Annotated in this window: 13 protein-coding genes; 6 read left to right on the top strand and 7 right to left on the bottom strand. The window is 65.1% G+C overall.

The window, feature by feature from the left end:
* The first annotated feature begins 231 nt into the window (after positions 1–231).
* Together G584_RS12250 and G584_RS12240 are read left to right on the top strand one after the other, a co-directional pair.
* Positions 232–1,206, top strand: a complete 975-nt coding sequence (locus tag G584_RS12250; RefSeq protein ID WP_051209271.1) for a WD40/YVTN/BNR-like repeat-containing protein — start codon at positions 232–234, stop codon at positions 1,204–1,206.
* 698 nt (positions 1,207–1,904) lie between these two features.
* Positions 1,905–2,105 carry a hypothetical protein gene (locus G584_RS12240; RefSeq protein ID WP_245563402.1) on the top strand — a complete coding sequence of 67 codons (201 nt, stop codon included), beginning with the start codon at positions 1,905–1,907 and terminating at the stop codon, positions 2,103–2,105.
* A 76-nt stretch (positions 2,106–2,181) separates the two neighbouring features.
* Here the strand turns inward: G584_RS12240 and G584_RS12235 are convergent, their stop codons facing one another.
* The 3 genes from G584_RS12235 to G584_RS13005 all read right to left on the bottom strand — a co-directional run bounded on the left by G584_RS12235 (position 2,182) and on the right by G584_RS13005 (position 2,920).
* Positions 2,182–2,526 (bottom strand): type II toxin-antitoxin system VapC family toxin, encoded by a 345-nt coding sequence (locus G584_RS12235; RefSeq protein ID WP_245563403.1) that lies wholly within the window; start codon positions 2,524–2,526, stop codon positions 2,182–2,184.
* A 104-nt stretch (positions 2,527–2,630) separates the two neighbouring features.
* A complete protein-coding gene (locus G584_RS12230) occupies positions 2,631–2,819 on the bottom strand; it encodes a hypothetical protein (RefSeq protein WP_245563401.1) in 189 nt (62 codons plus the stop codon).
* Positions 2,816–2,920, bottom strand: coding sequence for a ribbon-helix-helix protein, CopG family (locus G584_RS13005; protein ID WP_245563400.1), 105 nt, complete (start codon positions 2,918–2,920; stop codon positions 2,816–2,818). The genes G584_RS12230 and G584_RS13005 overlap by 4 nt, the downstream gene beginning before the upstream one ends.
* A gap of 448 nt (positions 2,921–3,368) precedes the next feature.
* Between G584_RS13005 and G584_RS12225 the strand changes: the two genes are divergently transcribed.
* Positions 3,369–4,736, top strand: a complete 1,368-nt coding sequence (locus tag G584_RS12225) for a hypothetical protein (RefSeq protein WP_051209268.1) — start codon at positions 3,369–3,371, stop codon at positions 4,734–4,736.
* Here the strand turns inward: G584_RS12225 and G584_RS0110880 are convergent.
* Complete coding sequence (locus G584_RS0110880) at positions 4,694–5,548, bottom strand: hypothetical protein (protein ID WP_028494635.1); 855 nt, start codon at positions 5,546–5,548, stop codon at positions 4,694–4,696. The genes G584_RS12225 and G584_RS0110880 overlap by 43 nt on opposite strands.
* An 18-nt stretch (positions 5,549–5,566) precedes the next feature.
* Here G584_RS0110880 and G584_RS13000 point away from each other — a divergent pair, with 18 nt between their 5' ends.
* The gene (locus tag G584_RS13000; RefSeq protein ID WP_245563399.1) at positions 5,567–5,728 is read left to right on the top strand and encodes a hypothetical protein; all 162 of its coding nucleotides are present in this window, start codon (positions 5,567–5,569) and stop codon (positions 5,726–5,728) included.
* A gap of 47 nt (positions 5,729–5,775) precedes the next feature.
* Positions 5,776–5,958, top strand: a complete 183-nt coding sequence (locus G584_RS12995; protein ID WP_028494634.1) for a hypothetical protein — start codon at positions 5,776–5,778, stop codon at positions 5,956–5,958.
* A gap of 231 nt (positions 5,959–6,189) precedes the next feature.
* Here G584_RS12995 and G584_RS0110865 read toward each other — a convergent pair whose 3' ends face one another.
* From G584_RS0110865 to G584_RS0110850, 3 genes are all read right to left on the bottom strand, one after another.
* Positions 6,190–7,674 carry a glycosyltransferase family protein gene (locus tag G584_RS0110865; RefSeq protein ID WP_157626422.1) on the bottom strand — a complete coding sequence of 495 codons (1,485 nt, stop codon included), beginning with the start codon at positions 7,672–7,674 and terminating at the stop codon, positions 6,190–6,192.
* A gap of 288 nt (positions 7,675–7,962) precedes the next feature.
* Positions 7,963–8,895, bottom strand: a complete 933-nt coding sequence (locus tag G584_RS0110855) for a hypothetical protein (protein WP_028494631.1) — start codon at positions 8,893–8,895, stop codon at positions 7,963–7,965.
* A gap of 21 nt (positions 8,896–8,916) precedes the next feature.
* Positions 8,917–10,752, bottom strand: coding sequence for a PulJ/GspJ family protein (locus tag G584_RS0110850; protein WP_083964890.1), 1,836 nt, complete (start codon positions 10,750–10,752; stop codon positions 8,917–8,919).
* A gap of 32 nt (positions 10,753–10,784) precedes the next feature.
* Here G584_RS0110850 and G584_RS0110845 point away from each other — a divergent pair.
* The coding region (locus G584_RS0110845; protein ID WP_028494629.1) for a transposase at positions 10,785–11,046 on the top strand (262 nt) is incomplete at its 3' end.

Here is an 11,046-nt window from a genome sequence, read left to right as displayed (position 1 = left end):
ACCACCAGGTGGTTCTGGGGGCACGGAGATCGGGTGGGTCCATGCGCTGGCTCACGCATCAAGAGATCTCGGCGGGTGTCCTTCAGGCCATCGAGGCAGGGCAGGCGCAGTGGATGGTGGGGGATGGGGGCCCCTGGTGACCTGGGCCCAGGCTTGCTTTCCCTCCACGGACTCCTGTGCATGACCGGACAATGTGCTAGAATTGCCCGGCACCGAAAGGAGGAACTCACCATGAAGGATCCGTGTCTGCTCTATGTCGGCACTGAGGATGGGATGTACGTCTTCCACGCTCGAGGGGAGGAGCTTGACCTGGTCGGTCGGGGCATCGAAGGGAATGCCGTGCGCGGGATCACTGTGCATCCACAGGATTCGAAGACGGCCTATGCCGCCTGTGGCCTGCGCGGCTGGGGTCTATATCGAACCGTGGATGCCGGGCAAACCTGGGAGCTTCTCGGGTTCGAAGATCGCTGGGTCTGGGACGTCGTGGTTTCCCCCAACGATCCTAGGACGCTCTTTGTGGGCACCGAGCCGCCGATGCTCTACATCTCCCGCGACGCTGGCCGGACGTTCCAGGCGTGCGAAGGAATCGAACACCTCCCTAGCCGGAAGCGCTGGACATTCTTCCACGCACCCTTCTACGCGGGGCACATCCACGGAATCGCCCTGCACCCAAAGCGCCCCGAGCGGATCTTCGCAGGTGTGGAGCACGGGGCCCTCATCTACTCCCACGATGAGGGGAGAACCTGGCACGAAGCGCTCGTCGGGCACGACCTGCACCGGATCGCGGTGGATCCACAGGACCCTGAGCGCGTCTTCGCCGGCACGGGCGAGGGGCTCTTCCTCAGCCGGGACGCGGGCCGAACTTGGGAGGGGGAGCCCACGTTGAGGAATAAATACGTGCACGGGATCTCCTTCGACCCCCGCGATGCCCAAAGGGTCTACGTCTACGTCGCGGAAGCGGGAAGTCCCCTCTACCGCAGCGAGGATGGGGGGTGCTCGTTTGTGCCCATGGGTGGAGGCCTTCCCGAAAATGGCCCGGCGGACTGCCTGAGCATCCATCCGGTAAATCCAGACGTGCTCTTTTACGGAGGAGAGGTGGGTGAGCAGCGCGGGCGGCTCTTCGTGAGCACCGATGCTGGCCGGAGCTGGCAGCCCTTAGGGGAGGAACTGCCCAAGATCTGGCGCCTGCGCTCAGGTCCCATCTAGCGATGGGCCGTGTTACGTGAGCGCGTATGGACCCGGTCCACCTCGTGGGGTTTCTCCTGCCAGGGGATACCCTGTTGATCACCGTGGACCTTATCGGAAGCAGGATCTATCCCTGGCCCTTCTCGCCCTCCTTCTGGGCTCCACCCCGGGCAACCGCCTCGGCTGCTACTGGGGTCGAGGCTTCGGGTCCGCCCTGACCTGTATGCCCGGGGCCGGCGGTTCTTTGCCCGCTTCGGGTACCTGGCCCTCCTCTTTGGCCCCTTTGTGCCCGTGGTGCGCACCCTGGTGCCCTTCCTGTCAGGCTCTCTGGAGCTTTCCTGGCGGCGCTTCGCCCTGCTGAACCTCGCTTGGTAGCCTCCTTTGGATCCAGGGGTCGACCCTCCTGGCCTGGAAGGTGGGGAGCCTGATCCCCCACTGGACCGGTACGTCCTGGTCATCCTGGTCCTGGGGGTGCTTGCCGGAGTGATCCCTGGAGGCCTGGAACACTGGCGCAACCGCCGGAGGAGGCGGAAAGGGGAACCGGAGGGTGCGAAGTCTGGAAAAGGGGCAAAGCGATAATGAACTCCACGGAAATACGCCGGGAAGCTAAACCCCGATCGCTTCTTTCCAAGCCAGCTCCGTCACAACTAGGCTTGAGGTAGGAGGCTCATCGCCTGGCTTTCCCCCCCGGGGGCAGTTCACCCTGTCCGCCCTCGTGCGTGCGCAGGCCCCTGGGCCTGAAGCTCAGGGACATCCTAGTCGTGCGCTTCGAGGAGGACAGGGTGGTGCTGGAACCCGTCCCTGTGGAGGTGTACACCGAGGAACGGATAGGGACGTGCTTGGAGGACTCTCGGGCCACCCTGGAAGAGTTTGAGCCCGCCCCCAGACCCCCTGATGCCCTGGTCCATAGCACTTGGTGATGCTTGTTAAGCGGCCAGGTGACCGAAGAGTCTTTTTGGAGAAGCCTCCCATCCGATGGCCTTGGCACCAGAAGGCCTACCCCTCCGGCCTGAGAAGGACCACCCTGAGCTTCCCCTCATACCGGGCCAGGTCGGCGTCCGCGGTCCAAATCTCCCCCGCCCCCGCTTCTAGCGCCGTGGCCAGGATCAGGGCGTCCACCAAGGGGAGATGGAGCCCGTGGGAGAGCCGGGCCGCCCTCTCCCCGATGCCCCAGTCCGGCCACACCACCCGGCAGACCGCAGGAATGGCCTTCAGGAGAAGCTCCGCATCCTCCCGGGCCAGGGCACCCTTCAGACCCAGGCGCAGGAGCTCCACGAGGGTTAGGCCGGATACCAGCCCCTCCTCTTTGGGGCCCCTACCCCAAATGAACCGCCCCCCCACCAGGGCCTGCCACTTGGCCTTGGCCTCCTCGTGCCCCTCCAGGAGGCGGTCGCTTTGCCCGCTAGGGCAAACGGATTTGCGTAAGCAAGAGGAAGAAGCCGGTGTCAAGGGCGGTCACGCCGGCCCTCCTCCAGGAGCTGATAGGCCTCGGGGCTCACGCGGGCCTTCCCCGCCCTCTTGAGGACCTCGGTCAGCGTAGCTAGCTTGTGGCCCAAGGCCTTCCGCCGGCGCTCCTTCAGGTAGGCCGCAAGATACGGGCTTCGCCCGTGACCGAGGGCCTCCGCCGTGGTCACGCAGAGCGTATCTTGTGGGCGCTCATGGACTTGCCCTCGTTCTCCGCCGCCTGCCTCAGGAGGCGGGCCAGGTCTTCGGGAAGGTGAATGGTTAAGCGCATATAAGAAGAGCATAACACGCAGCAAGGCGGTTCTGGTACCCTACCCCCTCTCCCCCAACCCCGGACAGACTGTCCGCCCGTTTCCTCAGTTTCCCCGGACAGACTGTCCGGGGGTTTTCGCGGTTTCAGGTGGGATCCAGGCCCATCGCCATCGCAAGTGGGGCGGACAGATTGCCCGCCCGTTTTAGCGGTTTCGCCGGACAGATTGTCCGGCGGTTTCTGCGGTTTCCTGGGGATTGTCGGGAAGGATTTTGCGATATCGGGAGCGGGCATCTTGGATACACAAGAATAGGGGAGAGGTCATGTATCCAGGTGGCTCCACGCCAAACCGACGGCCCTTCCGATCCTCCACCACCACAGACACCGGGCCAGAGTCAACCGTCTAACCACAAACCCCCTCCCCGTCAGGCAAACCGGGCCCTCACCCCGGGCACGCTAAACTAATACCGTGAAGGCGAAACGGTTCCTTCTCGGTTCCTTGGTCCTAGGCCTACTCCCCCTTCTCTCCGCCTGTGGAAACCTGCTCCAGGCCCAGAAGCCTCCCGTGGAGGTGCTGGCCCCCCAGAACGGGTACTACGAGGCCCACCCCGGGGAGGAGAAGACCCTCACCGTGCGCCTGGCCCCCGGGGCGGAGGGGGCCCAGGTCTACCTGCGCCTTTCGGACCCCTGTGCTCAGGGCAAGGCCTACTGCCCCGGCTGGGACGCCACCCGCTACCCCGGAGTCGAGCACACCCGGGAAACCTTCACCCTGACTGCCTCCAGCCCGGAGGCCACCTTCCGCTTTGCCGTGGCCCAGGACGCCCTGCCCCAGGGGCCCTTCAAGTGGGAGGTGGTGGCGGTGGACGGGCAGGGGAGGGAGTGGACCACACCTGTGTACCTGAGGATCCTTCAGCCGGGGGATACGCCTCCATTGGAAGCCATCAACTTCTGGAGGGGCGCGGCGGGGGTCAACCCCTTTCCCCGGGAGGACCTGGAGCGGAGCTTTGGGTGCTGGCAGTACCGGAGGTACGCCGAGAAAAACCGGGACAACCCGGACCCACCCCATAGCGCTGACCCCAGTAAGCCCTTCTACACACCAGAAGGAGACCTGTGTGCCCGTACCAGCAGTCTGGGGGGCTATGGGTTTTGCTCAACCAACCCCCAGCAGTTGGTGCCGCAGTCCGTTAGGGTAGGAGTGGCAGGCTTCATCGCGGTTCCCCTCCACCGCCCCATCTGGATAACTGAGTTTGCGTCCCCTAGACCCTTCTGGTTTGCCCAGTACTTCGAGCGGAAAGACTGGTCAGGGGTGGCAGGGGGCATGTGTTTGTATGGCGGTACGGCCATGGGCGTCGATGGCAGCCAGTTCCTTGCGAGGGAGGTGCTCTTCCCAACACCTGGTTCCGAAGTGCCCATTCGGGGAAGAATCTCTGAATGGCCCAACCCCATTGAGGCGTGCAACGCCAACCAAGCTCCCAAGCCGCCCTACCGGAGCATCCAGGCCACCTGGCAGAGCCCAGTTGGCCTCCCCATCACAATCATGACCTCCGTCCCTTTCCAAGCAGTGGACACGGAAGCTACCTACGCCCGGCTGGTGCGCACTTCGGACGGGGCTGAAGTGCCGGTGTGCGCTCTGGGAAGCACGCAGTTCTGGAACCAGGACTCAGCGGCAACCAACGTGGGCATCTGGGTCTTGAGGAACTACGGCATGTTGGTGGTGGTACCCAAAGACCCCCTCGACCCCGGCCAGGAGTACGAGGTGGAGGTAAAGGGCCTCTTCAACGGACAGGAGAAGTCCTACCGCTGGCGGTTCCGGGTGGCGACCGCAGTGCTCTGGTAGCCCTCGGGCACGTAGAGGTAAAGGGTACCCACGGGGGTAGGGTGCAGGACACGGACCCTACCCCCAAGGCATTCCAGGACCCGCTGGACGGGACTTTCCTCGGGTCGGTAGTTGTGGTAGCGCCACAGGAGGAAGGGCTTCCCCGCTCCGCAAAGCCCCGTCGCGCCCAGCCAGTCCAGGACCACCACCCGCCCCTCGAACTCTGGCAGGTGCAGGCGGAAGGGATCCGCGCGCCCCCGTCCGTCCAGGTAGAGGCGGGCTCCTTCCAGGGCCACCAGGAAGCTCCGGGTGATGCGGGCCTGGGCGGTGATGTCCTCCCAGGGGAGAAGGGCTCTCTGGGAGTGAAGGGTGAGGAGAGCGGGGACGAGGACCACCAGGGCCACCACCCTCCGTCCCCAGGGCGGCAGAAGGCTAACCCCAGAGGCCAGGGCCAGGGAGATGAGGCCCGCGAAGAGGAAGACGTAGCGGCTGAGGACCACGTTTACCAGGAGGGACAGGTAGAACCAGAGGTACAGGGAGGCCAGGGTGGGCAGGAGGATCCGCCTGGTTTTGGGGATCCGCCACGCGGCCAGCAGGCCCAGGAGGAGGAGGGGGTAAAGAACCCCTTCGGGCCACTTGTCGCGCACGTAGAGGAAAAGGCTCTCCGGAACCGGGCGAATGTGGGGGAAGTTGTACCCGTGGCTCACCTGGTAGGCCAGCATGGGGACCCAGGGGAGGAAGAGGAGGTAGGGGAGGAAGGCCAGAGCAACCCTTGGACCCCTTTCCCTCCACCCCTCCCACAGGGCCAGGAGAGCAAAGGGGGCCACCGCCACCCCTACCAGGTAATGGGGGTGAGCTGGCAGGACACCCCCGGCGCTTTCTTCGGTCTCCCTCTAAGCCTCCAGACCTTTCCCTCCTCCCCCGTGGACACCCAGGTCCTGGAGGCCAGGCTCACCCGCCTCTCCGACGGGGCGGTGAACCCCCTCTGCGCCTACGGCAGCCTGCAGTACTAGGAGGAGTGGGACTTCTGGCGGCTCCGGGGTATTAATGGCCTTAGGAATTGGGGTGCCGTCTTTGCCCTTCCCACGAGCCCCTCACCCCTGGGGAGACCTACGAGGCCTACCTCAAGGTGAGGCTGGGGAGCGAGGTGAGGGAGTTCACCTGGCGCTTCCGCGTGGCCCCGGAGGACGCGCTCAGGCCCCTCCGCCTCACCCCCGCCTACGAGCTCCAGGAGGTCCGCTAGGGGCGTGGCCCGCCCTCTTCGGCCTCAGGCTCCTCCTTCAGCTTGGTGCGCCCTTCCGCGAACCGGGAGGAGCCCGTCTGCGCCTACGGAGGCCAGCAACACTGGGCACCGGACCCAACGCAGCCCTCTACAGCCCTTCCGCTGGTCTGGTTGTGGCGGTCCCCCGAACCCCCTCGCCCCCGAGCTACGGGGCTTCCCTAACCGCCCCCTTCGGAAGCGAAAGGGTCAGCGTCACCTGGCGCTTCTCCGTGGCCTCTCAAGACCAGCTCTTTCCCTATCGGCTTGCCCTTCGCTGATCCCCTCGGGAAGGAGAAGGTAGAGGCTTCCCCGGTGGTACACCCCGGGAGGCATTGGGTCTAAACGCCGGACCCTGCCCTTCCAGCAGCCTAGGAGGGCCCGGACCTGGCTCGCCTCGGGGCGTTGGTCCCGGTACTCCCAGGCGAGGAGGGGACGAGGGTGCGTGCAGTAGCGCAGGAGGACGAGCGGATCCGAGATCTCCTCCAGCCGTTTCTCCCCGGGCATGTGCACGAGGAAGCTCGAGAACCGCGTTCCAGGATCGATCAGAAACCGATCGACCATGCCCGCGTCCAGGTACCGCGCCGCCAGGCGGGAGTGGGCGGTGAGGTCCTCCCATGGAAGGTAGGGGTGGTTGTACCTGGCAAGGGGAAGGCCTACCCCCAGGAGGAGAAGGGCGGCGCTCCAGCGGGCTAGGGAAGGTAGCCAGGCCAAAGCCGCCGCCGCCCCTAGGCTCACTAAGGGGGCGAAGACAAAGAGGTAGCGGATTAGAACGGTGTTGAGCCAAAGCGAAGAAAAGTACCACACGTACAGGGAGGCCACGGGCAGGAGGAGGACGGGGAGAAATCGCTCCCGGTAGGCCCGGTTGAGGGCTAGGCCCACCCCTCCTACGAGCAGCAGGAGGAGGAGTAGGTCCGGGGGCCACTTAAACCAGAGGTATTTAAAGAGGGCCTCCGGCTCCGGGCGGATGTCGGGGTTAGCCCTCCCGTGCTGAACCTGCCACAAAAGGTAGGGGGCCCAGAAGGAGAAGAGGAGGTACGGGGTAAACCCCAAGAGCGCCCTTCTTCCGGACCGGGCCAAGGCGTAAAGGGCGAAGGGCAGGAGGGCGATGCCGGTGAGGTAATGGGTGTAGAGCCCCAGGGTTCCCGCAAGGCTTCCCGCCCAAACCTGCCCCCTGAGGTAGCCCCAAGCCCCCAATAGGACCCACAGGGCCGCCCAAGGGTACATGCGTAGCAGCGGGGCCCAGGGAGCGTCCTCGAAGAGAAAAAGGAGCCCCAGCGCCCCCATCGCTCCCCACGGGCCCAGCAGGTCCCAGGAGGCTAGGGCCAGGGCTCCGGAGAGAAACACGAAGCCTAGAAGGGAGAGGGAGTAGCTCCAGGCGATGGCGGCATCCGAAACCCCTGAGTCCAGCCGGGCGTGGCCGCCCAGGCTCATCCAGGCGCGGAAGGCCAGGTAGTACAGGGGAGGGTGGGCATCGCCCAGACCTATGCTCCGCCATACCTGGACCCAGTCGCCCCTGAGGGCCTTGTCCGCGCTGAACGAGTAGTCGAAGTCCCAACCAAAGGAAGGGAGGGGGGCAAGGGCCAAAAAACCCAGGAGCCCCCCAAGGAAGAAAATGGCGAAGGAGCGGGCTAGCGCCGACACGAGGCTACGAGGCAGAACGCGTAACCTGGCCAGTAGGCTTCCCGCAAGTAGGCGCACCAGGACTGGTTGGGAGCCAAGGCCCCGAAGGCTCGGGCGCAGGTGGGGTCCTCCACCGACCCACAAAGCTCCGCTGCCCGCTGCGGACCGGAGCGCTTCACGGCGCGCTGCAACACCTCGCGGTAGCAGAAAAAGGACTCCGCTTCGCTCTTGATGGCGCAAGCCTGGACTGTAGCTTCCAGGCTCGCCTGACCCTCCAGGAAAGCGCGGAACCGGGGTACCCAGAGGGGCGCGAAGGCGAGAAGGAGGAGGGCGGTCACGAGGGTAGCCCGTAAGATCCAGCGGCGCTCACTGGAAGTACTTGGCGGCACGACGGCGGCCCTCCAACCGCTGCTCTGGGGTCAGGGTTTGCTCTAGCTCGGAGAGGTATTTCCCCACGTACCCTCCGATGGCGTCCTTTGCAAGCCAGAACATGGCGTAAGCCTCGATGGGGTCTTTGGGGAATCCCCCAGCCCCCTCCAGGTAGCAGAGCCCCAACGTGAAAAGGGCAGAATGCGCCAAAGAGCGCACCGCCCAGAAGTTGGCCCGCCGGCAGGCCGTGTCCTGGTTCTTCTTCACCCCCGTGCCCGTGTACTCCCCCCAGGCCAAGACGCCCGCAGCGCTCGCGCTGGTGCCCGCCGCTTTGAGGGCGTACTGCACAGCCTTCTCCCCCTCGTATCTACGCCAGAGGATATCGGCCAGGGCCCCAGCCGCCAGCTGTCCGCCCAAGGAGTATGGACGGTTTTGGGCGAGGTCCTTGAGCGCGCTCTCCTCCCCCCGCTTCACCCTAAAGACCGCCAGGGACACCCCTTTTGCCGCCAAGGACTCTAGGGCTTGCTGGGCCTCCGCAGCCGTGAGGTTGGGAAGGCTGACCCCCTTCAGCGCCTCAGGATAACGGGGGTCTTGGTCTTTCCACCGGAGGACCAGCTGGATCTCGTAGTAGCAAAAGGCGGCGGCCTCAGCGTTGAACTCGCGGTACCGACAGGCCCATTCCGTAGCCCGCACGTGGGCTTCGATGGGGGTCAGATTGCTACCCCAAGGTGGAACGGTGCGCGCAGTCATGTAGGCCCACCAGTGGGCGAACCGAGCCGGCTCTTTTTCCGTCAGCGCATAAGCTTCCGGGTAGCGGGCTACCCTTACCAGCTCCACAAAACGCTGATCGTCCAGAGGGTCCACAGGAAGCTGGGCCAGGGCCAGGGTAGAAAGGAGCACGGAAAAGAGGAAGGAAGCCTGCTTGATCATCCGCTCACCTCCACAGTCAGTCTATTCGCAACACACAGGGGGTTTGCACACACACCAACAGGGGTAGCAACTGCAATTGGGTGGTGAACACTGGGCTTGGCTAGGAGAGGATGAAGGTTCCTGGTTTGTAGGTGAAGAGCTAGAAGATGAAGGTTCCTGGCTTGTAGGTGAAGAGCTAGGAGATGAAGGTTCCTGGCTTGTAGGTGAAGGGCTAGGAGAGGATGAAGGTTGACCCGAGGACGTGCAGTTATCGCTCCTCTGCACGTCGTACAGCTCGTCCCGCACAGCGCTCACAAAGGTCAGGGTCCCCCTCGAGGACAACCCCCCCGCGCTCGGGCTCCAGGTCTTCACCCTGCGCCAGTACTCGGTGACGGTGACGGTCCCGGTGTACCCCGCGGGGCAGGACTCCGTGCGGGTGGTGGTGTACTGGTTCAGTAGCTGATCTGCTGGAGCGGTGTAGGCCCCCGGGGCCACCTGCCTGCAGTCGGCGTCGTAGCAAAGGGTCCCGGGTAAGGGACCGCTGTAGGCCGCGGACACCCCGGAGGTCTGGCGGGAGCTTACCGCCACGGTAGGGGAAGGGGATAGGCTTCGCAGGGTGTAGATCTCCGTCCAGGAGACCCCGTTCCCCGAACGGGAAACGGAAACCTCCGGGGAGGCGGAGGTGGTGTAGCGCCCGGGAAGGGCGGAGACATTCTGGCTGCTCCCACCTCCAAGGGTGGCGCTGTAGGGCCCGGCGGAAACCGTGGCCCGACCGTCCTGCGGGGAGCCGGAGACGGAGAAGACCAGCTCCCCGGGTACCAGGCTGTACCCAACCTGGATGGAAATCGGGGCGAAGGTGATGGCCCTGCCCGTCCACAGAGCGGGGCTCGGAGCCCAGATGGCCGTGACCCCTTGCTCGGGGTTCCTGACCACCTCCCTGGCCTCGAGGCGGATGTTCCCAGCGGGCACGTCCTGGAAAGTGCGGGTGGCGGTGAAGTTCACCGTGTAGTTGTTGCCGGAGAGGGTGAGGTCCCCGCCCCCCGGGGCGTTGGGGTCCACCACCACGGTGACGGTGGCGAGGCCGGAGTTCTGGGAAGCCTGCCCGCAGGCCCGGATCTCCCTGACCCGCACCCAGCCGCTACCCACGGGTATGCGGCCCGTAAGGGTGCGGTTCTCCTGCACCCCGCCCGTGGCGGTGAGGCCGAGGGCGGCCAGGGTGAACCCGTCCGGTGTCCCCATGCCCGAGTACTGGCTCGAAACCTGTTCGTTGCCGAAGCGGTCGCGGTAGACGAAGCTCACCCCGAAGCCCTGTGGGGTGGCAACCCTTCCCAGGGCCTGGCCGTTTCTGTAGAGGTCCAGACCCCCGGAAGCCACCTGGAGCACGTAGACCTCGGCGGGATAGGCCAGGGTGCCCGGGGTCCAGGGAAGGGTGATCCCGCCCTGGCATCCCGTCACCTGAACCTGCCACCGCCCCGCGGATACCTGGGAAACGGAGAGCACGGTGAGGAGCATTCCCTGGCCGCCCCCGTTCAGGAGGAAGACCTGGGAACCGGGGGAGAAAGGAGCGGCATCCGCCAGGACGGTGAAGCGGTCGCTGACGAAGCGATCCGGTACCACGTAGCCCTGGTGGCCGGTAGCCACGAGGGCCGCTTGTGTGGCGCTGGCCCCGGGCAGAACCGCCAAAACCGACTTACCGGTAAGCTCCTGATCAAGGCCTGTCACCGCCTTGTAGGCCCGCTCCTGAGCCTGGGCCAAACGGCGCTCCTGGGCGCTCGTCTGGGTGGTGCGGTTCAGGAGGAGCACCCCAGTCCCAGCCACTGCGCCGAACAGCGCCAGGGCAATAAGGACTTCCACCAGGGTTAAACCCCTTGACCTCATACGGTCGTGTAAGGATTTATGTGTAAGGGTCCGTGTTTAATAGGGGGGCACACCTTAGCACGAGGAGGTGCCCCGTGGACCAGGATACCTTGCGAATCTTGCTGAGGGAAGCGGTGCGGGAGACGGTGGCCGAGGTTTTGCAGACGGTTCTGGAGTTGGACCGGACGGCCTTCTTGCAGGTGCACGGAGGCCGCAGGAACGGCTACTACCCCCGCAAGCTGGAGACCGCCTTTGGCCAGGTGGACCTGAAGGTCCCTAGGGATCGGGAATCTCGGTATTACCCGGCTTTCCTTA

Source organism: Thermus antranikianii DSM 12462 (genome assembly GCF_000423905.1).
Lineage (GTDB): Bacteria > Deinococcota > Deinococci > Deinococcales > Thermaceae > Thermus > Thermus antranikianii.
Note: the sequence above shows the minus strand (reverse complement) of the source record. Positions and strands in the feature narration are given on the sequence as shown.